This is a genomic window from Pedobacter gandavensis (assembly GCF_032678465.1).
Classification (GTDB): domain Bacteria; phylum Bacteroidota; class Bacteroidia; order Sphingobacteriales; family Sphingobacteriaceae; genus Pedobacter; species Pedobacter gandavensis_B.
Genome location: NZ_JAVTSK010000005.1, coordinates 23,067 through 48,336 on the forward strand (window position 1 = coordinate 23,067; position 25,270 = coordinate 48,336).

Here is a 25,270-nt window from a genome sequence, read left to right on the forward strand (position 1 = left end):
AAAGAAACCTCTCCCAAAATGGATAAATTGGATATTATATAAAGCGTTTGATGATTCTAAGTTTGTGGCTGTAACGCCCTAGCTCCGCATTGTAAATTCCCTGGTCATCTATCGGATCAATTCTCACCTTCCCGGAAGCATGGATGATACGATCATTGCTGAGCATAATTCCTACATGAATAATCTTTCCATCTGCATTATCAAAAAATGCAACATCTCCGGCTTTCACCTCAGGTAAAAAGTCAACAACATGCCCTTGCTCGGCCTGCTGCCAGGCATCACGCTTCAACTGTATACCATTCATTTTAAAGACTACCTGTATAAATCCAGAGCAGTCTATTCCAAATAAATTCCTTCCACCCCATAAATACGGAGCATTCAGAAAGAAAAGTGCATGTCGAAGCAATTCTTCATTGGTATGGTAGGCGGTAATTTTCAGAGGGGTAAACATCACTTTAAACTTTTCTTTTCCGAGATAACAGAAGCCATTTTCCAGCATCGGGAGATTACTCCCGGGAGATAAGTAATACTTAGTGCCTTCTTCATCTATAACCGTTCCCAGCAGCTCAGCTGGCACTACATGGTCACAGTCATGGTTATGAACATATTGTTCCAGGGAAAGCATGGTTAATTGTTTAAAATCCATCCATCCTTCATAGCCATCATATGCATTATAGATCAACCACCAGTTTTCCTTCTTTTCCAGAATTTCCACATGGTCACCAAAAAGCAATTGAGAACTAATTTCGGCCTTATCCGAGGCTTCCGTTCTTATAGGGGCGATGGCCACCCTGCAAATTCCATATTCTTGTTCCATATTTTTGCTTTTCTGAGGGTATAAAAATAACAATATCTCTATCATTTTCTCACAATAGCACTAAGAATAGAAATTACCGATTAGATTTCCGTAAAACCACTGAAAATCTATATATTAGACAAATGGAATAGCCTTTTCAAGAAAGACATATTTGAATATCGCATTCGACAATCAAACAATTCACTTTGAAAGATGTCTTAATAGTATAACCACTAAATTGTAAGATCATGAACCTGAAAAAGATTTTAATTGCTGTCGACAACAGTACCTGCTCCGAAAAGGCGGCCAAGACAGGGTATGAAATCGCAAAAACATTTGGTGCAGAAGTAGCGCTGGTCAATATTATTGAACCTATTCCAGCCAACATCAATCCAGATCTAACCCTTGCCCCTGTCTTTTTGGAGACTTACGACAACAGCGAAGAGAATAGCAATATGCTATTGAAAGAAATAGAAGCAAAATATAGTTTAGGCATTCCAACTACCTATCTAAGTGTGATTGATAATGCCGCACATGGCATCATCCAACAATCTGATGAATGGGGTTCTAACCTGATTGTTATTGGTACCTATGGCCGTACTGGTCTGTACCATTTCTTAATGGGTAGTGTTGCTGAACACGTAGCCAGAAAATCGGCTTGTCCTGTTTTAATCGTACCAAATAAATTTGAAGATAAGGATTAAGAGGAACACAGAAATTTTCAGAAAAATAGTTTAAACAAAAAAGGACGCCAAAAGCGTCCTTTATATTTTTTCAATAAATCTGTTCTTAGTTTTCCTGATGTAACCAGGCCTTTTTAGCCAATAATTCTTCTTCAGTTTCACGCACGTCTTCATCATCAACACAACAATCTACCGGGCAAACTGCCGCACATTGAGGTTCATCATGAAAACCTTTACACTCTGTACATTTATCGGAAACGATATAATAAACTTCGTCAGAGCCTGCTTCCATCGAAGCCTCAGCGTCTACTTCTTTACCTCCGAAATCAATGATGCCATTTAAATTGGTTCCATCAGAGAATCTCCAGGCTGTGCCTGCGTCATAAATCGCATTATTTGGGCATTCAGGCTCACATGCTCCACAGTTAATACATTCGTCTGTTATTTTAATAGCCATGTCTTCGTCTAATTCTAATGCTAAGGTTACCTTTGCAAGGCAAATATAACACATAAACTTTAAAATAATTGGAATATGGCAATCCTTACTGCTGAAAAACTCATAATTGCATTCAAAAAGCTCGGTCAATTTACTGCCAATCCCGATCCTGACTTTAAAAATTTAATTTTATCAGCACCAAACAGCAATGCATGGTTCACCGTTGAGGAAGTAGAAAAATCCCTTAATGCCTTGCATCATATGCTCAATGAACAGGATATTGAAACCTGGTTCAAATCCATTAAGGTGACCGAAACGCCTAAAAAAGTAGGATTGATTCTCGCTGGAAATATTCCAATGGTGGGTTTTCACGATGTCCTATCCGTATTGGCTACGGGAAATATTGCATTGATCAAACTTTCCTCTTCAGACGACAAACTACTGCCTGCCTTATTGAAAAGATTGGTGGAAATAGAGCCATTACTGGCAAATCATATTGTCTATGTAGAAAGACTAAAAGATTTCGATGCAGTAATTGCCACCGGTAGCAACAATACTTCCAGATATTTTGAATATTATTTCGGCAAAGTGCCCAACATCATTAGAAAAAACAGAAATAGTGTGGCTGTATTGACTGGGGAAGAAAGCAAGGATGAAGTCGCATTGCTAGGACATGACATCTTCGATTACTTTGGATTAGGATGTAGAAATGTATCAAAAATTTTCATTCCGGAAGACTACGACATCAAAAATTTCTATGAGCCGATAGCATCTTTTCAGAACATCATCAACCACTTCAAATACAACAACAACTACGATTATAACAAATCTATCTACCTGGTCAATGCAGCGGCGCATTTCGACAACGGATTTTTGTTATTGAAAGAAGATGTAAATATGGTATCACCACTGGCGGTAATATTTTATGAGCGCTACAAGAACCTCGAAGAAGTTCAGGAAAGATTGGCTAAAGAAGAAGAGAACATTCAATGTATCGTTTCTAAAGCGGATTTAAAACTAAAAACTACTGTACTTGCACCTGGACAAAGTCAGGCACCAAAACTCTGGGATTATGCGGATAATGTAAACACCATCGAGTTCCTGAACATCATTTAAAGTTCAAGAAAATCAAGTCAAAATACCAATCCAATAAAAAGGTCGAATCCCCTGAAATCAGGATCCGACCTTTTAAATTAAATGCTCTTGAAAATGCCGAATGAACGGCCTGATCTCATTTTATTTCTTAGTGAGCTTTAACCTTAATTCATAGATATACTTACCTGGCTTATTCAATTTTGTACTAAACCTGATATTCGCATTCACAGGACTTTCATTCCATGTTTTATACGTAGTTAGCGTTGGCGGAAACCAACTAGTAGGATCTGCAATCTCCGTTGAGGCTATGTATTGATTATACATCCTGTAATAACATAAAATGTTATTGGTTTTATCATCCCAGTAAGGGTCAGGAAACCTTGTCGTAGGAAAATAGTCATATATTATAGCTGTATCAGTTACCGTAGTTTTATATGTGAATGTTTTTAGATTATTCAAAAAAGTACTTCCACTTGGTCTGCTTTCCATAGCTTTCCCAGGAAAAACGGCACCATTCTTATCTAAAACTTTCAAAACAATTTGATTGGGAAAATCCGCAACCCTTTTGATGTTTAGTTCTACACTAGTTCCTTTTCCTATTTCTGAATCTACCCACTGGTCGTCATATGGAAATCTCAATGCAGTCTCTGTACCAGTCTTAACTGGTGTAAAATAAGGTACTGTAGTATATTCAAAAGCAATAGGTTCGTTTAACTTAATGGTACAAATCCCCATATAAGTCTTTACTCCATTTGGATTTTCTACCTGTACATCTACAAGGTAGTACCCTGCAGGCACATTTGTGGTCGAACCATTGATCACCATCTGCCCACTACTAGATAATATCGAGATCGGCGTTTTCAACACGCTATCTCTCTTTGCCATCAACAAGGCTAGGGTGGTGTCCGTTTTAGGGTCAAATGCAGATTTCCAAATCCCCACCTTATATTCCTTAAAGAAAGCTTCTTCTCTCTGTCCCGTTGCTTTGTTTCTGATGTTTAACAAAGTTACTTTTAATGGAGGCGTGGAATTGTCTAAGACAATACCATTGGTGGTGATCGTTTGCCCCTGACTAATCACTAAGGTATCTGCCATGTACCTTAAGTTTTCACTTAAATAACCTACCGGTGTTTTCTTGCAGCCCATAAAAGTCAATGTCGCTAGGACAATTAACAACAAGGCTAAATTCATATATTTTTTCATTTTAACTTCTTTATATCTTAAAAATTATTGCATAAAGGCCCAGCGGTGCTGGTTCCCTAAGACATGCACAACACCTGTATTGGTCAGAATTCCAGTGGTCTGGCAAATGACCTTAATATCTAATAAATTCTTATTTCCTGAAGGATCAACCCGTTCAGCATTCACCATAATATCTTTCGCTCCCATCACTTTGGTGACATAAACGTATTTAGGTTTATTATTAATGATCCCGTCAACCTGATAGTCATTAGAAACCTCCAGCGAGATATCCAATAGTTGATTAGGTGTAGACGTCTGATATGACGTTCCATTTTCGTTTAAATCTTCGCGAACGATCTCCTTAGGAAAGAAATAAATCCCCATAGAGTCCTTTAACATTTTCGGCGTAAATTTTTTGAATAAAGAATCCAGGTTGTAATTCAATCTTTCATCAGTCTTTCTTGCCTCATCTCTTTTAGCGTTCAAAAAATTCCTGATCGCGTAATTATTTGGCACAAAAAAGGTACCCGGACTGTTAATAAGATCTTTCAATCCTGCCTTGTCGATAATCAATAATGTCGTATCGAATTTCTTACTTGGGTGTGTTTTCAAGAAATCATAAGTTGTCATATCAACTTTTGCTATGCTCTTACCACCGTCTATTACACCATCTTTTTTACATGACATCATCAATGCTACCATAGTAAAGGCAGTCATCATCAGATAGGTTATTTTTATCTTTTTCATCTTTTTAAATACTATTTTGATTGTATTAATTATTCTGCCACCATTGATTCTGACCAATAAGTCTGTTGGCATTTACCACAGCATCATCAATAGGCCATAAATACCCCTTGTTTCGGTAACGGTCTTTAGTCATCCATGGAGGGAAAAAAGTAACACCTGTGGATAGTATATTTCTACTATTTCTAACCATGTCAAAATAGATATGGCCTTCTCCAATCAGCTCTCTCTCTCTTTCCAAAAAGATGTCACGCTGAAGTAACACCCCAGTACTAGAGATATCAGCAACCCCCGCTCTGGCGCGAATTTTATTTAATTCCGTAGCTGCCTCACCATCTCTATGTAAGGCATTCAAAGCTTCTGCTTTTAAAAGAATCATATCAGCCAATCTGAATACAACCAGATTACTTTCAGCGCGCATGTCAAAACTACCGCCTGAACCTACATTTAAAATATCACGGTATTTGACCATATTTGGTTTTTGATCCGTAGTATTTTTATAGGCAACAAATTCTTTTAAACGGGTATCATCCTTACTATAAAGGCCATCAATCATTGCTGGAGCAAGCCAGTAGGTAGGAATAGAATTTGGCATTCCTTTAATGATATCGCTACTAATGGTGATGTATGCAATAGAATTCGAAATATTTGGATCATAAGAACTCGCTTCATTATTGCTGTATTTATTAGTAATCACGAAGATATTCTCTTCTGCATTGTTGTCAGAGAAAACTTTCCTGATCTGACCGGTAGGTTGTAAAGAGATTAGATCTGTTCTATTTTGAAGAGAATCCGTATATAAAATAGTTTTCTGATAATCACCTGCCCATGCTGAGGCATGAGCTAATAAAGCAAGTGCCGAGGCTTTACTTGCTCTAAAACGCTGATTCTCATCCAAACCTTCCCATGTCAATAATGCTGAAGCTTTAGCCGCATCGCTCATAATTTGAGTCATAATGGCCTTGGAATCAGTTCTAGGAATCAATTTCGCTTGATCAGCTGTGGTAATTGCTTCCAATTGCAATGGCAGATCTCCCCATACCCTAGTCATATAAAAATAAGACAAGGCTCTCAGAAAGTAAGCCTCACCTCGCAGGTAATTCTTTCTACCTGCCTCAAATTTATCATCCGAAATTGTTGGGATTTTTTCCAAAATTAGATTTGACAAGCCAACCACCTGATACCAGTTGGTCCAATTTTGTGTTCCATTTTCTTTGTAAGGTATTCTAAATTTCCCCCCGTCATATGGATATTTATCATTGGCACTATCTGAATTAAACAAACCGGAAGGTGCGTCACCCCATAAAAAGAAAGAGTTTTGGTTGAACATACTTTTTCTGAAAAGCGCATATGCACCCAAAGTTGCACCATTTACATCTGACTCTTTCTTCCAGAATGCACCTTCATAAGTTGCATTTCTAAGGTCATTATCTAGTGCTTTCTTGCAGGAAACACTAAAGCAGCTCAACAAACCAACCAGTCCGACTGCCAATACATTATATCTATTATTAAATACTTTCATTTCTTGTTGTTGCGATAAGTTTAAAATCCAATTTGTACGCCAAGTGTGAACTTTGAAGGTAATGGATAACCATCTCCATAATCATAGCCTCTACCGTCTACCTGTTCTGCATCATTACCTCTGAATTTTTGGAAAATATGAACGTTATCCATTGTTCCATACAGACGAAGGTTATCGATCTTAGCTCCCCTTAACCAGGCAATATTCTTGGTATCGAAAGTATAATTCAGGTTGATGTTTTTGATACGGATATACCATCCTGGCTCCACAAACAGTGTCTGTCCGGCTCTCCATGCATATAAGCCCATGAATGGATTTAAAGCTGGGAAAGTCGCCTGATCACCCGGTTGACGCCAGTAATTATACTGACTAATATCAGTAATAGAAGACATCGCAAAATTCTGAGGATCACCATAAAACAAACCATTAGACAATTTTCTCGCTAGGGTATTATTGACGATGGTTCGACCAAAAGTAAAGGTGGTTAAGATTTGTAAGCCCCAACCTTTGTATTTGAAATAGTTGGTAAAACCACCTGTTACTTTTGGATTTGGATCACCATAAAAAGTCTGGTCATCTCTTCCTTGTGCGTCAGAGATCATATAGTCACCGTTGGTATCACGCCAGTTTGGATATCCCAAAACCAGGGATCCCCATTTAGTTGCACCAATTGCCCCTGTTAATGGATTTACAATTAAGTCACTAGCATTATTGATTACCCCATCAGTGATGTACATTTTATACATATTCAAAGGTTTTCCAACAACATAAACTGCATCTCCATAATATAAATCACGGTTTCCATTTGGTAAGGCAGTTACCATATTTTTGTTGAAAGATAAATTCAGTGAAGGCATCCAACTGAAATCTTTACTTCTGATCGCGGTACCACCCAAATTGATCTCCACACCAGAATTCCTTACTCCTGCAGCGTTGGTAAATGTATTTAGGTATCCAGAATACTCAGGAATAACGACACTCAGCATCTGTCCTGTAGTATTTCTACTATACACATCAATATTTGCATTCAGCCTGTTTTTAAACAAGACCAGGTCTAATCCAAGATTCCAGGCATCAGATTGTTGCCAGGTAATATTATCGTTTGTAATACCACGATAATCAGGAATAACCACCGTAGCACCGCCATAACTTACCGCATTTGAACCGCTGTATCCACCATTTGAAGTGTACGAATTATAACGCGAATTGTCATCAATACTGCTCTCATCACCTGTACGACCCCAACTAGCTCTGACTTTTAACTCATCAATCCAGCTGAATTTCTTAAGGAATTGCTCTTCAGAAGCCAACCAACCCAAACCAATAGAAGGGAAACGTCCCCATTTGTTATTTTTACCAAATCTGGAAGAAGCATCAGCTCTAAAAACTACATCAAGAAGGTACTTACTATCATAATCATAGTGTAACGCTCCTAAAAAGGATAACTTTGCATAAGTAGTTAGATCTGTAGAACCACGCAGGTTTCCATTAGGAATACCAGAAACCACCTGTATGTTATCATTAGGCACTCCTAAACCGCTGATGCTGGTTTTATCATTTTGTCTTTGCTCAAATTCCTGAACAAAATTGGCGGTGATATTATGACGTTTCGCAATGGTTTTTATCCATAATAAATTATTCGTGATGATGTATTTTTGTCTTTGTGTAGCAAACGACTCTGCATAAGCTAAACCACTCTCCTCCAAATAGGAAGGAGAAGAATAATCTAATTTAGAAGTCGAATAACTAACTGCTGCACGGGTACTGATTCTAAAATCATTCAGAAAAGAATATCTTAATTCTGCACTACCATTTAAGTCATTGTTCACATTATCATTCCTTCTATGGTTGTAAGGATTGGTTACAGCATCCTTATTTAGGCCATCAAAAAGTAATAAAGAACTAGGCATATCCACCGGATTAATCCTAAATACGTTTCTGTAATTGTTAGGATCTGGCCTTTCTGAACCCACTAATCGCTTACCATGTGAAGCGCGTAAGCTGGTAATCAACTCAAGGTTTTTACCAAAATTAACACCTACATTACTATTAAAAGAGTAGCGTTTAAATCCAGTATTGATCACCACCCCTTTTTCATCATATAAACCTCCGCTCAGACGATAGTTAAAAACCTCTGATCCACCGGAAGCAGAGACGTCATAATTATGCACTGCACCTGCCTGATAAAAAATGTCCTGATAATCATTGTTGTTGTTAAATGCGGGATTCAAACTATCAGTTAACATGATAGGGATGTTATTCTGAATTTTAGCATCAGTCCCGTAATTGTAAAACAAATCCATTTTTTGTCTTCGTTCTGCAGCGCCAATCAAAGTCGATACCTTTTGTGGTTTCTGTACAATTCCGTGATAAGTATTGAAACTAATTCTCGGTGCACCAATTTTCCCACGCTTTGTTTTAATCAGAATTACACCATTTGCTGCTCTGGATCCGTAAAGTGCCGCAGCTGCCGCATCCTTTAACACGTCAATAGATTCAACATCATTTGGATTCAAAGAAGCCAAAAAGTTTGTACCTGTAGCATCAAAAGCCCTAATTTCATCTTCACCTAAAGGAATTCCATCCATTACATAGAGTGGACTACTGTACAACATATCTGAATTATAGGTGTCTGCAGAACGCGGAATATTCGTATTCCCACGAACTACCAAAGAGGTTCTCACCCCAGGTTGTCCACTAAAATTCTGAACATTTACTCCAGGAAGCTTTCCTTGTAACAAAATGTCCACACTCGCAGCAGGCAAATTTTCAATATCCTTGGCTGTAATACTGTTCATGGCATTCGTTGATTTCTTACGACTGAAACTGGTGTATCCAGTGACTACCACTTCATTCAGGTCGTTCAAATCTTCTTTCAGCGTTACCGATAACTTTGTTTTGCCACTCACAGAAACCTCTTTGGTTACGAAGCCAATCATCCTGAAAACAAGTACCGCATCATCGCTTACCTTAATTTTAAAGGCACCATTACCATCTGTACTCGACAAAGATCCTTTTTGCCCTTTAATCGATACAGTTACACCAGGCATCGGTATTCCCTTATCATCCTTCACTACACCAGTCACCTCTATTGGTGCCATGGCCTTTACCGATTGTAGCCCCGGGACAGCTATCAACCGATAATTGGATGCATACACAGACTTGCTATCTGCAAGCATACCGACCCCCTGGAGCATCAGCAGCATCATACAAGTCCTTTTAACAAGTAATTTTTTCTTCATAAAGTGTTTTTTTGTTGTTATTGAATTCTATCAGAATTCGATTTGGTTATAATTAGGGTAGGGACTAAAACTTTTGGTTCTTGACAATTCAAGCACAGGATCTGAGGATAGCAGAAAAAAAAGCAAAAGCCTCCCCCGTTAAGTTTTTTACAAACTTTTTAATTGTACTCAGTCAAGAAAATTGCTGGCCATGGAAAATTACTTTCCTTGCTTAAGGATCCTTTATTGCTTCAGATGTGAATAAGCTGTTGGTGATAGGTAATGGTGGTTCAAGTTTTTTTAGGTTTGGTTGAGGGTTCTGGTTAATTTTTTAGTTTTTTAGCATTGATCATTAAATCCCACATGGTCAGTAGGCTTATCATTAATAATTTGCTAGTCCGAATGTATTGTAATTAAAAAGTCAATCTACTAAGCAATAGAACGCAAACGTTTGCGCTATAGCTACGTTAAGAAATTATCTGTTTTACTATTTTATGAGAACAAGTCGTTACTTTTGAATAGTATAAGCATAAGCAAATAATAGGTTATTATATCTATTAAAACGTTACAGGAGCATCTTAAAAGCATAAACTATTTTATTAAATTTTACACAAACGTTTGATTTAATTATTAAAACATAAAATTATCTATATAATACTAATAAATATTTTATTACAATTATTGAAAAACATTAAAAAGAAAAATAGCACTCAAAAAATCGACCTTAAATTAACAAAAGAACATTTCAGAATCAGTTTTAAACAAAAAGTGCAGAAAAACCAGAACTAAAGCAGTAATTGTTACTCTCAAAAAATCTTTTCCATTCATCCCAATCCGAGATGTCTCTAAAATTCGACTGAGCGCTTCATTTCTCATTTTGAAATACTATTTTTGAACGAAATGTATGTAATCAAAGTTAAAGGCATTGCCAAAATCCCAGACTATGTACAGTTAAGGGATGATAAATTCACGCTATTAGCGTACTTTAGGGTAGATAGACCAGAAAAGTCCTTAGAGAAACTAGGTCTGGGCGAGAAATCGTCCGATATAATGAATTTTGTGAACGATTTGCCTTTCGGACAAATTGCTAAATTAGATATTTAAACATGACAGAAAACGCAGTTATAAACTTAAAGAACGTAGATGTGTTCCAACAAAAACACCTGGTTTTATCTAATGTAAATCTGAATGTAGACAAGGGAGAGTTCGTTTTTCTAATTGGTCAGACTGGATCTGGTAAAAGTAGTTTACTAAAAATCATTTACGGAGACCTGCATATTGGAAACGGTGAAGGACAGATTGCTGGATTCGATTTAAAGAACCTTGCGATTAAAGACGTACCTTATTTACGTAGAAAACTAGGTATTGTTTTCCAGGATTTTCAACTGCTAACGGATAGAACTGTAGAAAAAAACCTAGAGTTTGTGTTAAAAGCAACCGGCTGGAAAGATGCAACCTTAATTCAGGAACGCATTAAAGACGTACTGGAAAAAGTAGGATTACGTTCTAAAATCAGAAAAATGCCTCATGAGCTTTCGGGTGGAGAGCAGCAACGTGTCGTAATTGCCCGTGCATTATTGAACAATCCGGAAATTATCCTTGCCGACGAACCAACAGGTAATCTGGATCCGGATACTTCCGAAGAAATCGTGATGTTACTGAAGCAAATCAGTCAGGGTGGAACAGCAGTATTAATGGCTACCCACGACTACCATATCATCCGTACTCTACCTTCTAGAATCATAAAATGTGAAGGTGGCATCGTACATGAGGATGCACAAATTGTGTAACTAAATTCTGACAAAATCATATTATTCAGCCATTCTAGTCAGTGTTTTCATTTGAAAACTGACAGTATGGCTGATATCATTCATTGGCAAACCTTTTGAGTTTGAATCCAAAAATTCTACTATACCATGTTTAGCAAGAAGAAAAAAAACGACATCGAAGATCCTATTATGGAAAATACTGCTGATGAGCAGGTAACCAACGTGCAAGCCGAAGAAAGTGCAGATGCCGCTTCAACAGCAGAAGTTCAACCAGAACTGTCAGTTGAAGAAAAGCTACAACAAGAAGTTGCTGCATTAAATGATAAATACCTGCGCTTATTTGCAGAGTTCGACAACTATAAACGTCGTACTCAAAAAGAGCGTGTGGAACTTTTACAAACTGCAGGTAAAGACGTAATTGTCTCTATGCTTCCGGTATTGGACGATTTTGACCGTGCCAACAAAGCAATGCAAGGTGCTACAGACGTAGCTCCAATCCTTGAAGGACTGGCATTGGTTCACCACAAATTAAAAACTACATTAGGCCAAAAAGGACTGAAAGAAATGGAAACATTACATACCCCATTTGATACAGACCTACATGAGGCAATAACTAATATTCCTGCTCCAAATGAGGAGTTAAAAGGAAAAGTGATGGACGAATTAGAAAAAGGATACACTTTAAACGACAAGGTAATACGCTTTGCTAAAGTCGTTGTAGGGAGTTAATATTTTATGAGCAAGAGAGATTATTATGATGTACTTGGCGTGTCCAAGAGTTCATCTGCTGAAGAAATTAAAAAGGCTTACCGAAAGTTAGCCATTAAATTCCATCCGGATAAAAACCCGGATGATAAATCAGCAGAGGATAAGTTTAAGGAAGCTGCCGAAGCTTATGAGATTTTAAGTAATCCTGAGAAAAAACAACGTTATGACCATTACGGACATGCGGGTGTTGGCGGTGCTTCTGGTGGCGGCGGCTATGGCGGTGGCGGCATGAACATGGAGGATATCTTCAGCCAATTTGGAGATATTTTCGGTGGTGGTGGCGGCAGCCCATTTGATAGCTTCTTTGGCGGCGGTGGTCAACAATCTCGTGGTGGCCGACGTGTAGCAAAAGGTACCAACCTGCGCATCAAAGTAAAACTCACCCTGGAAGAAATCGCCAACGGTGTAGAAAAGAAAATCAAAGTCAATAAACAAATAAGTTGCAAAACCTGTGATGGTTCAGGTGCTAAAGACCGTAACTCGGTAAGTACTTGTCAGACTTGTGGTGGAAGCGGTGCGGTACGCAGAGTTACCAATACCATTTTGGGACAAATGCAAACCACCTCTACCTGCCCTACTTGTAATGGTAGCGGCTCGCAGATTACTGCTAAATGTACCTCCTGCCATGGTGAGGGTATCACACGTGGTGAAGAAACCATTACCATAAATATCCCAGCTGGGGTAAGCGACGGTATGCAACTAAGCATGAGCGGTAAAGGTAATGCGGCACCTCAAGGTGGAATTCCAGGTGATTTAATCATCCTGATTGAAGAAATCCCTCATGAATCTCTAAAACGTGAAGGAAACAATGTGGTTTACGACTTACACGTTTCTATCGTTGATGCAGCTTTAGGTTACAGTGCGGAAGTTCCTACCATTGATGGTAAAGCAAAAATCAAAATTGAACCAGGTACACAAAGCGGCAAACTTTTACGTTTGAAAGGCAAAGGTATTCCGGAAATCAATTCTTACCACCGAGGTGATGAGATTATCCATGTCAACATCTGGACCCCAAAAGCATTAAGCTCGGAAGAAAGAAGTATGCTGGAGAAACTTAGGGAATCTCCTAACTTCAAACCTCAGCCAGGAAAAAATGACAAGAGTTTCTTTGAAAAAATGAAAGAATACTTTGACTAATTTATATTAGTCAGCATGCTGAAAAGCCACCCAAATGGGTGGCTTTTTTTATGTCTCATTTTTATTGTATTAAAAAAAATAAACTCAAAATCAGTAACATTTTAATAAGTTAGAGTACTAAACTATTAAAAACTAAAAAATGCTGATAATAAACAACATTGTGAAACAGTATGCTGCCCATCGCGCATTAGATGATGTCAGTTTACACGTAGAAAAAGGAAAAATATTTGGCCTTTTAGGGCCAAATGGAGCAGGAAAAACTTCACTGATACGAATCATTACCCAAATTACGGCCCCTGATAGTGGAGAAGTCATTTTTAACGGAGAAAGACTCAATGTTCAGCACATTGCTCAAATCGGTTATTTGCCAGAAGAGCGGGGCTTATATAAAAAAATGGAAATCGGGGAACAGGTATTATACCTCGCCAGACTTAAAGGACTCAGCACTCCAGAAGCCACCAAAAGAATCAGATATTGGTTTGAAAAACTGAACATGGCAGATTGGTGGAACAAAAAAGTAGAAGATCTTAGTAAGGGTATGCAACAAAAAGTGCAGTTTGTGGCTACTGTTTTACATAAACCAGAATTGATCATTCTCGACGAGCCATTTTCAGGATTCGATCCTGTAAATGCTGATGTCATCAAAAACGAAATTTTAGAACTCAATAAAGAAGGAGCCACCTTTATTTTCTCTACCCATAGAATGGAATCCGTAGAACAGCTCTGCGACAATATTGCCCTCATTCACCGTTCTAAGAAAATACTGGATGGGCCGGTAAAGGAAATTAAAGAAAAATACCGCAACAATACCTATTTACTGGAATACCAGGGAGCTTATGATCTTGAAAATGGAAAGGATCTCTTTGAAGTACTGGAAAACAATACCACTGATGGACATACCAAACTCAAAATTAAAATCAGAGAACAACAAACCGCAAATCAGGTACTATCCTCATTACTTCCTTATGTTTCTATTAACAGATTAGATGAAGTGATCCCAACTATGAACGATATTTTCATTGAAAAAGTAACACAAAAAAGCTAACATCATGAACAAAATTCTACTCATTATACAAAGAGAATACTTATCAAGGGTAAAGAAAAAGTCGTTCATTGTGATGACTTTACTCACACCAATCATCATTGCCCTGTTTTATGGATTAATCATTTATTTCTCTATTCAAGGCGTAAAAGGAACGCATAGTAAAGTCGCAGTACTTAATGAGAATAAAGTGTTAACAGAGCAACTCAACTCCAATAAAAACATTACTTACACTTATGTAAATCAATCTTTGGAGGAGATGAAAGCCTCTATTAAGAAGTCTGATTACGACTATATCCTATACATCCCTGCTTTTGAATTGAATAAGCCTGCCGGAATCCAACTCTTAGGTACCAAACAAGCCGGATTATCCCTCAATGGAAAGATCTCCGGAGACGTAGAAAACATCATCCGAAATCAGAAATTAAAAGCATCTGGAATTTCCCAGACCGATCTGGACGGTTTGAAAACGAATATCGAAATCGACAATAAAAAAATTGCTGAAGATGGTAAAGAAGAAAATTCAAGCGCAGGAGCCAATACCATTATCGGAACCATTGCCGGTATCCTCATGTTTATGTTTATCATGTTATATGGCATCCAGGTCATGCGCGGCATTATTGAAGAAAAAACAAGTAGAATCATAGAAATCATGATCTCTTCTGTAAAACCTTTTCAATTGATGATGGGAAAAATTATTGGTATTGCATTAGTAGGCCTCACACAATTCATCTTATGGATTGTACTCACCGCCTCCATCTCTACAGTTGCATTGACAACATTAGTCGGAAAAGACCAACTGAAACAAAGCAGTAGTATGGCCCTAAAAGCTAAAGATGGGGCTTACGTCAACAACTCCTCTACAACTGCCATGGACAGTCCGGTTTTATCCATGCAGAAAAGCCTATCTAGTTTACCGCTGACGAAGATCATTCTAGTATTTATATTTTTCTTTATTGGTGGATATTTATTCTATAGTGCGCTTTATGCGGCCATAGGATCGGCCGTCGACAGTGAAACGGAAACTCAGCAATTTATGATGCCCGTTATGATGCCTTTCCTTGTTGGCTATGCCTTGTCTTTAAGTATCGTACCTAATGATCCTTATGGTCCTGTTGCTTTTTGGATGTCAATGATCCCATTTACATCCCCTATTGCCATGGTAGTTCGTTTACCTTATGGCGTACCAGATTGGCAATTGGCATTGTCAATGTTTATTTTAGTGGTCGGATTTATAGGCACCGTATGGCTAGCCTCCAGAATCTATAGAGTAGGAATTTTAATGTATGGTAAGAAAACCAGTCTGAAAGAAATGATCAAATGGTTTGCTTATAAAAATTAATCACAATGAGGGTTGCAGCAATAGACTTAGGCACGAATACTTTTCATCTGATCATCGCAGATCTGAACGGGCCAGAGCCGGAAATTATCCTGAAAACCAATCTGCCTGTCAGACTTGGTGAAGGAAAAATTAATGACAATCTGATCATCCAGGAGGCCTTTGAGAGAGGCCTCCTGGCTCTGGAAGAGTTCAGCCTGCTGACCACTGAACATCAGGTTGAACTCATTAAAGCCACCGCTACCTCGGCGGTCAGGAGTGCTGCCAATGGCGCCGACTTTGTCAAGGCTGCCAAAAGCTATGCAGGAATTGACATTACGGTAATTAGTGGTGAAGAAGAAGCTGACTATATTTTCCAGGGAGTAAAAGCTACAGGACTTATTCAGGAACGCTGTCTAATCATGGACATTGGAGGTGGAAGCACAGAATTTATCATTTGTGATTCGGAGCAAGTCTTTTGGAAGAAAAGTTACAACATTGGTGCAGCAAGATTAATGCAGGCCTATTTTCATTCCGATCCAATCAATGCTGTAGATAAATCTACGGTTAGGCAGCATTTAACAACCGAACTAATCGATTTAAAAGAAAAGTTAGACTTATATCAGCCAAATCATTTGATTGGCTCAGCGGGCGCATTTGAGACCTTTACAGGAATGCTCTACCCAGACCTGGACTTGAAAGCAATCAAATCACATTTGATTCCAGTTTCAGATTACCGGCAGCTATCAGCAACTTTCATCGCATCCAGTCATGCGGAAAGAGAGAAAATGCCAGGACTGATTAAATTAAGAGTGGATATGATTGTGATGGCAGCCCTACTCACAGATTACATCCTTGAGCTGGGCCACCCTCAAAAAATGAGTTTATCTACTTACGACCTGAAAATGGGCGTCCTGGCAAGTTTAAAAGATCAGACAGACCAGTTACCTTCAGCTAAAGCCTTATAAAGTCTTTCTGTGGGTAGCCCCATCACATTGGTGTAAGAGCCTATAATTTTCGATACAGCGATTAAACCGATCCAGTCTTGAATACCATATGAACCGGCCTTATCCATAGGCTTGTAATTTTTAATGTAATATTGAATTTGTGCTGGTGTCAAAATATTGAAAAATACTTCTGTAGTATCATAAAAGGATCGCATTTCTCCATTATAGGTTAAACTCACACCTGTATAAACCTGGTGGTTGGTTCCCGATAACTTAGTTAGCATTTCCGTGGCATGATGTGCATCTTCTGGTTTCCCCAGAATTTCACCATTGTAAGCAACAATAGTATCGGCAGTAATAATTATGCTCCCTTTGCTATCTTCATCAAACGCTTTAGCTTTTTTCTCTGCGATATAAACCGCAATTTCTGCTGGAAGCAGATCTTTCGGGTAAGTCTCATCCACCTCTTTCAAGACGACCTTAAAATCAAGATTCATTGCATTCATTAGCTCTTGTCTGCGGGGAGATTTAGAGGCCAGGATAATGGGAATTTTTTGCTGATACATAAAATATATTTGTGCAAAAATAACAAAAGCGGCCAATGGCCGCCTTTATCTGCAATAAAATAATTTATTGCTCCCCCCCTGCTTTGGGTTCTTGACCCATCCTATTTCCTTTCATGCGCTCTTTACGCTCTGCTTTCCAGGTTTCATACGTTTTTTTCTGGTCGACAGTTAGAATCGCAGCAATCTTTGTATCTGTATCTTCTGACAATTTCATCATCTCTGCTCTTCTCGCTTCTTTATCCGCATTACCAGCGGCACGGGCTTTATCCATCGCATTTGCCTGATCTAAAAATATCGCCGTAGCTTTATTTTTTTGATCATCATTCAGGCCTAACCGCTTAGTCAAACCATCTGCGCTTTTTTGAGCTCTTTCTTCAGGTGTCATTTTTTGGCGACCACCTTGTGCCTGTGCGAATGTAATTACACTGAATAACAGTCCGCAGATCAATAATAATTTCTTCATGTGTTTCTTTTTAGTTCTAAAAGTTCTCAGTCCAAAACGCTGATCCCACCAATTCGGTACAGCCTTAAAGGCCCGGTTTTTATGAATTAGAGGAAAACAAAGGCACATGGTTTAATATCACTAATGTAACATATTTATTACACAACCAAAAATGAAATAAGCGTAGAATTATTATTTGCCAGAATCGGCTGCAGCAGGATTTTCATCAAACCATTTTCCCTGCACACGCATGACTTTTTCAATGATCTCTCTCACAGCGGTCTTTCCACCGGTATAAGGAGAAATATATTGAGAAATGGCTTTAATTTCAGGAACGGCATCTGCCGGACAAGTAGGGAGCCCTACCAGTTTCATGACTTTTAGATCTGGGATGTCATCTCCCATATAAGTTACCTCAGCCATACTTAGCTGATTCTTTTCCAGATAACTGCTCAGTACCTGAACTTTATCAGAAACACCGAGAAAAACCGCAGTAATCCCCAGTCCTTCAAAACGTTTCTGCATCGCCAGACCTTTACCTCCGGAGATGATACAAACATGGTAGCCCTTTTTAACAGCAAGCTGTAGGGCATAACCATCTTTAATATTAAATGTCCGCAAAAACTCCCCCGAATCCGAGGCCAGAATATCACCATTAGTCAGAACACCATCCACATCAAAAATGAATGTGGTAATCTCTTTAAGTTTTTGCAGAAACATGAGGTTTAATTTTGGTTATCTCTCCATTCATAAACCCAGGCCGACTGGATTTGCTCCAGGTGACCTTCAGAACTTTCTTCCTTGGTTCCCTTAAAATTAGGTAGAGAAAGTACCCATTCTAATAATTCAGTAAACCTGATACGGTATATTTTGGCTTCATTGAAATCGTCCCCAAATTTCTCATATAATTCCTGAGCAATGTCTTCGTGGTCGTTCCAATAAATTGGTAAAGCAAATTTATCTTGCATAATGCTGTTTGTTTGTTAATTAATGGCCTAAAAATTCGGATTGATCAGGGATAGTCACTTCGATATCTCCGCTGATTACTACACATTGGCAGCCCAATCTGGAAGTAATTCTAGGACGAACAGCACGGTCAATAAAGTCTTCTTCCTTATCGGAGATCTCCTGTATATTATCCATACCCTTAGTCACGTAAACATGACAAGTACTACATCCACAAACACCACCGCAGTTGTGTTGTAATTCTATTCCGTGATCATGGCATACATCAAGAACCGATTCACCTCCAGCAATTGGAAGTTCAATAGATTCTTTACCCTGCTCTTCAAAATTTATCTTTAATTTAAAAATACTCATAATTTATGTGTCAAAAATAAGCACCAAAAACGGCAATTATGTGATTAATGTTTTTTTTTAATGCTTTTACTTAAAGTTTCATAGAGATCCTGCAATTCAGGCATCCCTGTTAACAATTCTTTATGTTTAATTAATGTTTGTTCATCATTTCGGATGGCCGGTCCGGTTTGTACATCGCGTGGAAAAGCATGTTGTACTTTTTCCGCCGTTTCCAGGATTAAAGGCCGTAAAATCTCAAATTCGAGCTCGTTATTCTCCAGAATATCCTGACCAATTGCATACAAGTGATTGCTGAAATTACAAGCAAAAACAGCCGCTAAATGTAAAATTCTTCTTTGTGCAGAACTCACCTCATAAACCAGTGGGCTTAAAGCTAAGGCTACCTTTTTTAAAACAAGCATTACTGCTTCATTTTTTGCTTCCAGACAAAGGGGTACTTTTGAAAAATCGAGTGCTTTACTTCGCGAGAAGGTTTGTAATGGATACAAAACTCCATAGTTTTCCATTGAAGCAGGAAATACATTCAAATCAGTCGCGCCAGAAGTATGCAGCACCAAACCCCTTACCTCTTTCAACACCTCCAGCATTTCCGCAATCGCATCGTCCTTTATTGCAATCAGGTATAAATCAGCGGCTAAATTAATATCCGCCTTAACAGAACCCCCCTGCGCGTTTACCTGATTTGCCAGCAAAGCAGCGTGGTCCGGATTTTTACTCCATACCTGTATCAATTCAAATCCTGCTGCAACAAATGCAGTAGAAAAATGTGTGGCCACATTACCTGAACCTATACAAACTACTTTCATTTTCAGAACCAAATTAAAAGCCTGAGCTTCCCAATGACGAATTCATTTGGAAAGCTCAGGCCATTTATAATTAAACTACTTTAGCTTCTTTTTGTCTTCTAAAGATCGATAATAAAAATCCGATCACCATTACTATCGTCCCCGCCCAATATAAATTGATATAAGGGAACTCAATAGATTTAAATACCACCCAATCCTTAACTTGCTGAGGTTTTTCGAAAACCTGCAATTCCACTTTCCCCTGATCAGGCAGGATTTTCGTAAACCTGAATCTCAATCCAAGATCATCAATATTACGTGCAAAATCAAAGGTATTGTTTCCTTTAACGAGGAAGATTGGCTCTGTTTTATAAACTTTACCGTTCACTTCCACTTGCAATGGCAGACCTACAGCAAGGTCATTTTCTGCCAATACCAGACTTTTTGCTTCAGGTTTATTGTTTAATCCCTTAATGGTGATCACACCACTACTGGTATGTAAGGTATCACCCGCTTTAACGATGGCAATTCTTGGAGCTTTATAATTTTCTTCCGGACTATGATCTTCATGCGTTTCTTTTTTATCAGGTGCGCTGGTGATGTGGGTATACACATCATAAGTCAGGTAATGTTTGGTATCCGGAGAAGCAATCAATCCCATTTTCCCATTCGCCTGAACATGTGGATTCAATTCAAAATCTTCTTTCAGTTTTCCTGTTTTCTCATCATACACCTTAAAATTTAGTGTATAAATTGTATTTGGAGCAACAGTGGTATCTCTTGTATAAGTAACCGTATACCTGCCCATTTTCTTGGGCTCATTTTTATACAATACAATATTTTCTCCTGGTTTCTCTGCTTTCTCAAAATCTTTTACCGGAATAAAGTTAGTAGCATTGATAGAGATTGGTTTATTGGTTGCAGCGGCTACTAAAGCACCAATCAGCAACAAAGCAAAACCCATATGCGCTACAGCAGCTCCTACCAATTTACGTTTTCCACCAAGTCCTTGTCCCAATACCCTTGCATTGGCAAGAATGGCAAATACACAGCTGAACGTAAGCAGGATGTACATTAAATTGGTATAAATATCTGTCAAGTATACAAAACCTGCAGTAATCACAATTGCAAAAACGATCGAAGCAATTAAGCTGCTATAGAATTTACGAATGTCTGTTCTCTTGTATTTCATAAATTGAGAGAAACCAGAAATCACAGTAACTAGAATGGCAAAAGGTGCCTGCCATTGATTGTAATATTTAATGGCATCAATCGGTGGCGCAAATTTAGTTCCAAATGCCGCATTGAATACCGGTACGGAAGTAGAGAAAATTACCTGGATACAGGCAACAGTGATCACTAAAGCACCAATAAACATCCAGAATTCTCTGGAATAAGTTTCTTCATCTTTATTGGTGATTGGTAATTCTTTCCACCGTAGGATCAGCAAAACTGTTGGTATTGCTAAAAACACCACATTGTAAAGGATCAGGTGACCAAACATACCCAAATCAGTAAATGAGTGTACTGAAGTTTCTCCAAGAATACCACTCCTGGTCAGGAAAGAAGCATACAATACCAGCACAAAACTGATAAATATTAAAACAATCGCAGTAAAGAAAGAATGTCCTGTATTCTTAAAAGCAATCATCACATGGACACCTGCAATCAGGGTTAACCATGGAATGATGGAAGCATTTTCTACCGGGTCCCATGCCCAGAATCCACCAAAGTTTAATGCCTCATAAGCCCAGAATGACCCCATGATAATTCCAGTTCCCAATATCATTACGGCAAATAAAGCCCATGGCATCGCTGGTTTAACCCATTCTTTGTATTTCTTCTGCCATAAACCAGTTACTGCATAAGCGAAAGGAACAATCATACTAGCAAACCCTAAAAATAAGGTTGGCGGGTGAATCACCATCCAATAGTTCTGTAACAATGGATTTAATCCTCTACCATCAGTAATGAATTTCAAATAGTTTTTATAATTTTCAGGATCAGCAAATATTGGTGCTGTTGCCTTTAAGTCTAATGCTTCCCTTAACAGGATAAATGGTGAGCTTCCAATTCTTTCCCCAAAAATTTCCACTCCCAGTAACATAGAAGTTAAAAACACCTGTGAAAAAGCAACAATCGTCATCACGCCATTCTCCCATGATTTAGCTTTCCAGATCAGAATTGCACCCAACAGAGATTGCCAGAAAGCCCATAACCAGAAACTCCCTTCCTGTCCTTCCCAGAATGCAGAAACGATATAATAAACCGGAAGTTCCTTAGAAGAATGCGAATAAACGTAGTAATACTCGTTATTATGATTTAAAATGAGATAAAATAAAGTAACTCCAATTCCCAGGATACTAACCCAGTTGATGAGAAATGAAATCCGACCTAGGCGTGTCCATGATTGATCTCCAAGGTCTTTATTCTTAGTCGCAAAATAGTAAGCTATCGTAGAAAGAAGTGAAGCAGCAAATGCTAAAACAATAAAGAATTGACCGATTTTACCGGGCAGGAGGTGCTCTCCAAAAAATTGTATATCCATTAAGATTAGTTGTATTTTATTACCTGACCATCCTCTTTTACCTCAACAAGGTCATTGTTGTATTTAGAAGGACATTTCATTAATATTTTTGAAGCAAAAAAGGTATCATCTTTCATTCTACCGATTAAAACTAATTTTTCTGAACGTTCAAAATCCTGTGGTTTGGTACCTTTATAAACTACTTTATTCACCATCCCTTTTTCGTCTTTCATAAAGAAAGTAAAACGATTAGCATCTATTTGAGCATCATAGTGCATCCCTTTTGATTTTTCCCAGTACCCCATCACATGGAATTCTCTGGAATCTTTGGCAGCTTCAGTAAAGGTCGAATAGTTACTGGTACCGGCATTCAAACTGATTAAGAACCCTACACAGATTGCTATTGTGATCAAACCAATAATTGCACTTTTTCTCATGATGCTAATAAAATTTTAGATTGAACACAAAGATAAAAAATATAGTTACCTAAAATCTTTTAGAGCCCTGCAATTCACTTTGATGTCGATTTATTGATAGTTCTCTGACAAAAACAATGTAATTATGGGAACAATCATCGAAAAAGAAATTATTTCCCTTATTTTAAGTACTCAGATTTAATAAATTCAGGCATTTTCGCCCTCAGTTTCATCACTTTCGGCATAGAAACCTTTCTAATGTAAGACTCAGTCTGATTTCGCTGGTAGTAATCCTGATGTTCAGTTTCTGCCGGATAAATCATCTCGAATGGCAACAATTCAGTCGCTATTGTTTTTCCTTTAAAATCAGTTAATTCGAGATGACGAATGAGTGAAGAAAGAATGTGATACTCTTCCGGCGAACGAAAGAAGGCGATAGACCTGTATTCAGGGCCGATATCAGGACCTTGTCCATCTAGCTGCGTTGGATCATGCGCATAGAAGAATGCTTTACCTAGCGTTTCAAAAGAAATTACGGCCGGATCATAATAAACCTGCACAGCTTCGGCATATCCTGTGGTTTGCGACTGTAAATCCTGATAGTTTGGATTTGGCTTTGTTCCTCCGGCATAACCGCTGATGACTTTATGCACTCCTTTTAATTCCATCATCGCCTCCTGGGTTGCCCAAAAGCAACCTCCTGCAAAAGTAGCCAGTTTTTCATTCGATGCAGGAGCAACCATCACAGCGAAGCCGTTTTTACTTTCTAAATGTTGCAATTTCTCATCCCGGGCACAAGCCGACAGTAAAAACAGTACTGCAACAGTGATCAAATGCATACTCCTCATGATTCAGCGCTTTAGTTCAAGATACGTGAAAGATCAAAAAAAGGATGTTGCAGATTAGAAAGTGCTACAGTAAAATGACAAAAAACGAAAAAAAAAGAGGTGGGGATGGCCCACCTCTTTTGATAGATTGGATAAACGCTTATGGCCAAATACCAAGGTTCATATAAGAAATTGCAATTTTATCTATAGAGCCTACAAATGCAGCCGTTCTTAAAGTCTGAATACCTGGTTTACTCATTAATGTTTCTCTGATTTCATGGTAAGAATGAATCATGGTATCTTCCAAACCTGAGTTCACTAATTCTAATTCAGAAGCACCTTTAACGATCATTAAACGGTGTTCAGCAGGAATGCTCTTACCAGTTAAGCCTTCTAAAGTATTGATCAGATTTCTGTTTGAATTTTCAGCATAACGATTTTCCATACGGCCAAAGGCAACGTGAGAAAGGTTTTTCAACCACTCAAAATAGGATACAGTTACCCCACCAGCATTACAATACATATCAGGAATGATGATTCCACCCATTTCAGTGAAGATTTCTTCTGCTTCAGGAGTACAAGGACCATTCGCACCTTCAGCAATAATTTTCGCCTGGATGCTTCTGATATTGTCAGAAGTAATCTGATTTTCTAAAGCTGCAGGAACCAGAATATCACATGGTTGTTCCAGACCTTCCATCGAATTTTTAAATTCTTTAGCACCTGGGAAACCTAAGATTGAACCAGTTAATTTACGGTGTGCAAACACTTCATCAATGTTCAATCCATTCTCATTGTAAATGGCACCTTCAAATTCACAAAGACCAACGATAGTTGCGCCAAATTCAGCTAAAAATTTAGCAGAATGGTAACCTACGTTTCCTAAACCTTGTACGATCACTCTTTTATCACCTAAACCAGCTTTAAAACCGATTTTAGCCATATCTTCAGCTACACTAACGCATTCTCTGATGGCATAGGCTACCCCACGACCGGTTGCTTCTTTACGTCCGCGAATTCCGTGTAAAGCGATTGGCTTTCCCGTAACGCAACCTAAAGCGTCTAGCTGACCTGGGTTCATGGTCATATAAGTATCTGCGATCCAACTCATTTCACGCTCACCTGATCCGTAATCCGGAGCAGGAACATCAATACCAGGACCGATAAAATTCTTTTTGATTAATTCTGTGGTATAACGACGGGTGATGTTTTCCAGCTCTCCTACCGTGTAGTTTTTAGGGGTAATTTTAATCCCACCTTTAGCACCACCGAAAGGAACATTTACAATCGCACATTTGTACGTCATTAATGCGGCTAAGGCCATTACCTCATCTTCATTTACCATCTCACTGTAGCGGATACCTCCTTTAGTGGGACTCATGTGGTGAGAATGCTCCACACGCCATGCATCGATCACTTCAAAACCATTTCCTCTGCGGATAGGGAATTGAAAACGATACACACTGTTACAAGCTTTAATTTGGGTTAACAGACCTTCTGGATGAGAAGTAAATTGTGCGGCACTGTCAAAGTTTTTGCATACATCTGCAAAAAAATTTGTCTCGTTTGCTGTATTAGCCATTCTTTGTTTTTTATGAATTGAATATAAGTTCTTATACTAATTACCTGCAAAATTGCAGTAAAAAAAAACATTTATGCAAATGGTAAATCACTTAGTGTAAGGCACACACTACGTCAAAACAAAGGCCAAAACAGCGCTTAAACGA

The 25,270-nt window shown here is 38.4% G+C and carries 25 protein-coding genes; 9 read left to right on the forward strand and 16 right to left on the reverse strand.

All coding sequences use genetic code 11. The annotated features are described in order from the left end of the window. Positions 1–34 precede the first annotated feature (34 nt). On the reverse strand, positions 35–817 hold the full coding sequence (locus tag R2Q94_RS10485) for a C40 family peptidase (RefSeq protein WP_316821409.1): 783 nt from the start codon (positions 815–817) through the stop codon (positions 35–37). A 227-nt stretch (positions 818–1,044) separates the two neighbouring features. Here R2Q94_RS10485 and R2Q94_RS10490 point away from each other — a divergent pair, with 227 nt between their 5' ends. Continuing rightward, positions 1,045–1,500, forward strand: a complete 456-nt coding sequence (locus R2Q94_RS10490; protein WP_316821410.1) for a universal stress protein — start codon at positions 1,045–1,047, stop codon at positions 1,498–1,500. Positions 1,501–1,585: 85 nt separating this feature from the next. Here the strand turns inward: R2Q94_RS10490 and R2Q94_RS10495 are convergent, their stop codons facing one another. Continuing rightward, positions 1,586–1,936: a 4Fe-4S dicluster domain-containing protein gene (locus R2Q94_RS10495; RefSeq protein ID WP_187667603.1), complete on the reverse strand. Its 351-nt coding sequence runs from the start codon at positions 1,934–1,936 to the stop codon at positions 1,586–1,588. A 75-nt stretch (positions 1,937–2,011) separates the two neighbouring features. Between R2Q94_RS10495 and R2Q94_RS10500 the strand changes: the two genes are divergently transcribed. After that, on the forward strand, positions 2,012–3,031 hold the full coding sequence (locus tag R2Q94_RS10500) for an acyl-CoA reductase (protein ID WP_316821411.1): 1,020 nt from the start codon (positions 2,012–2,014) through the stop codon (positions 3,029–3,031). A 120-nt stretch (positions 3,032–3,151) separates the two neighbouring features. Here the strand turns inward: R2Q94_RS10500 and R2Q94_RS10505 are convergent, their stop codons facing one another. Genes R2Q94_RS10505 through R2Q94_RS10520 form a run of 4 tightly spaced genes read right to left on the reverse strand, consistent with a single transcriptional unit; the run spans position 3,152 to position 9,700 of the window. Further along, positions 3,152–4,201, reverse strand: coding sequence for a DUF5007 domain-containing protein (locus R2Q94_RS10505; protein ID WP_316821412.1), 1,050 nt, complete (start codon positions 4,199–4,201; stop codon positions 3,152–3,154). 36 nt (positions 4,202–4,237) lie between these two features. Then, positions 4,238–4,939: a fasciclin domain-containing protein gene (locus R2Q94_RS10510; protein ID WP_316821413.1), complete on the reverse strand. Its 702-nt coding sequence runs from the start codon at positions 4,937–4,939 to the stop codon at positions 4,238–4,240. A gap of 25 nt (positions 4,940–4,964) precedes the next feature. Then, positions 4,965–6,458 carry a RagB/SusD family nutrient uptake outer membrane protein gene (locus R2Q94_RS10515; protein ID WP_316821414.1) on the reverse strand — a complete coding sequence of 498 codons (1,494 nt, stop codon included), beginning with the start codon at positions 6,456–6,458 and terminating at the stop codon, positions 4,965–4,967. Positions 6,459–6,478: 20 nt separating this feature from the next. Then, a complete protein-coding gene (locus tag R2Q94_RS10520; RefSeq protein ID WP_316821415.1) occupies positions 6,479–9,700 on the reverse strand; it encodes a SusC/RagA family TonB-linked outer membrane protein in 3,222 nt (1,073 codons plus the stop codon). An 879-nt stretch (positions 9,701–10,579) separates the two neighbouring features. Here R2Q94_RS10520 and R2Q94_RS10525 point away from each other — a divergent pair. From R2Q94_RS10525 to R2Q94_RS10555, 7 genes are all read left to right on the forward strand, one after another. Next, the gene (locus tag R2Q94_RS10525) at positions 10,580–10,783 is read left to right on the forward strand and encodes a fructose-6-phosphate aldolase (RefSeq protein ID WP_316821416.1); all 204 of its coding nucleotides are present in this window, start codon (positions 10,580–10,582) and stop codon (positions 10,781–10,783) included. Between the two features lie 2 nt (positions 10,784–10,785). Next, positions 10,786–11,469 (forward strand): cell division ATP-binding protein FtsE, encoded by a 684-nt coding sequence (locus tag R2Q94_RS10530; RefSeq protein WP_316821417.1) that lies wholly within the window; start codon positions 10,786–10,788, stop codon positions 11,467–11,469. A 126-nt stretch (positions 11,470–11,595) separates the two neighbouring features. Next, positions 11,596–12,177: a nucleotide exchange factor GrpE gene (locus R2Q94_RS10535; RefSeq protein WP_316821418.1), complete on the forward strand. Its 582-nt coding sequence runs from the start codon at positions 11,596–11,598 to the stop codon at positions 12,175–12,177. Positions 12,178–12,183: 6 nt separating this feature from the next. Next, positions 12,184–13,353 carry a molecular chaperone DnaJ gene (gene dnaJ / locus R2Q94_RS10540; protein WP_316821419.1) on the forward strand — a complete coding sequence of 390 codons (1,170 nt, stop codon included), beginning with the start codon at positions 12,184–12,186 and terminating at the stop codon, positions 13,351–13,353. A gap of 139 nt (positions 13,354–13,492) precedes the next feature. Further along, on the forward strand, positions 13,493–14,398 hold the full coding sequence (locus R2Q94_RS10545; RefSeq protein WP_316821420.1) for an ATP-binding cassette domain-containing protein: 906 nt from the start codon (positions 13,493–13,495) through the stop codon (positions 14,396–14,398). 4 nt (positions 14,399–14,402) lie between these two features. Then, entirely contained in the window at positions 14,403–15,737 is a 1,335-nt protein-coding gene (locus tag R2Q94_RS10550; RefSeq protein ID WP_316821421.1) for an ABC transporter permease, read from the forward strand. A 5-nt stretch (positions 15,738–15,742) separates the two neighbouring features. After that, a complete protein-coding gene (locus R2Q94_RS10555; RefSeq protein WP_316821422.1) occupies positions 15,743–16,681 on the forward strand; it encodes an exopolyphosphatase in 939 nt (312 codons plus the stop codon). Here the strand turns inward: R2Q94_RS10555 and R2Q94_RS10560 are convergent. From R2Q94_RS10560 to R2Q94_RS10605, 10 genes are all read right to left on the reverse strand, one after another. After that, positions 16,645–17,226 (reverse strand): Maf family nucleotide pyrophosphatase, encoded by a 582-nt coding sequence (locus R2Q94_RS10560; RefSeq protein WP_316821423.1) that lies wholly within the window; start codon positions 17,224–17,226, stop codon positions 16,645–16,647. The genes R2Q94_RS10555 and R2Q94_RS10560 overlap by 37 nt on opposite strands. Positions 17,227–17,290: 64 nt before the next feature. Next, a complete protein-coding gene (locus R2Q94_RS10565; RefSeq protein ID WP_316821424.1) occupies positions 17,291–17,689 on the reverse strand; it encodes a hypothetical protein in 399 nt (132 codons plus the stop codon). Positions 17,690–17,860: 171 nt separating this feature from the next. After that, positions 17,861–18,388, reverse strand: coding sequence for an HAD-IIIA family hydrolase (locus R2Q94_RS10570; protein ID WP_316821425.1), 528 nt, complete (start codon positions 18,386–18,388; stop codon positions 17,861–17,863). A gap of 5 nt (positions 18,389–18,393) precedes the next feature. Continuing rightward, positions 18,394–18,636 carry a Fe-S cluster assembly protein IscX gene (gene iscX, locus R2Q94_RS10575; RefSeq protein ID WP_062547208.1) on the reverse strand — a complete coding sequence of 81 codons (243 nt, stop codon included), beginning with the start codon at positions 18,634–18,636 and terminating at the stop codon, positions 18,394–18,396. A 19-nt stretch (positions 18,637–18,655) separates the two neighbouring features. After that, positions 18,656–18,988: a 2Fe-2S iron-sulfur cluster-binding protein gene (locus tag R2Q94_RS10580; protein WP_316821426.1), complete on the reverse strand. Its 333-nt coding sequence runs from the start codon at positions 18,986–18,988 to the stop codon at positions 18,656–18,658. Between the two features lie 44 nt (positions 18,989–19,032). Next, a complete protein-coding gene (locus R2Q94_RS10585) occupies positions 19,033–19,794 on the reverse strand; it encodes a Rossmann-like and DUF2520 domain-containing protein (RefSeq protein ID WP_316821427.1) in 762 nt (253 codons plus the stop codon). Between the two features lie 70 nt (positions 19,795–19,864). Then, complete coding sequence (locus tag R2Q94_RS10590) at positions 19,865–22,321, reverse strand: heme lyase CcmF/NrfE family subunit (protein WP_316821428.1); 2,457 nt, start codon at positions 22,319–22,321, stop codon at positions 19,865–19,867. 5 nt (positions 22,322–22,326) lie between these two features. Continuing rightward, positions 22,327–22,737: a cytochrome c maturation protein CcmE gene (locus tag R2Q94_RS10595; RefSeq protein ID WP_316821429.1), complete on the reverse strand. Its 411-nt coding sequence runs from the start codon at positions 22,735–22,737 to the stop codon at positions 22,327–22,329. Positions 22,738–22,895: 158 nt separating this feature from the next. Then, a complete protein-coding gene (msrA, locus tag R2Q94_RS10600) occupies positions 22,896–23,564 on the reverse strand; it encodes a peptide-methionine (S)-S-oxide reductase MsrA (protein ID WP_316821430.1) in 669 nt (222 codons plus the stop codon). A 139-nt stretch (positions 23,565–23,703) separates the two neighbouring features. Then, positions 23,704–25,125, reverse strand: a complete 1,422-nt coding sequence (locus R2Q94_RS10605; RefSeq protein WP_316821431.1) for a Glu/Leu/Phe/Val dehydrogenase — start codon at positions 25,123–25,125, stop codon at positions 23,704–23,706. Between the last annotated feature and the right edge of the window lie 145 nt (positions 25,126–25,270).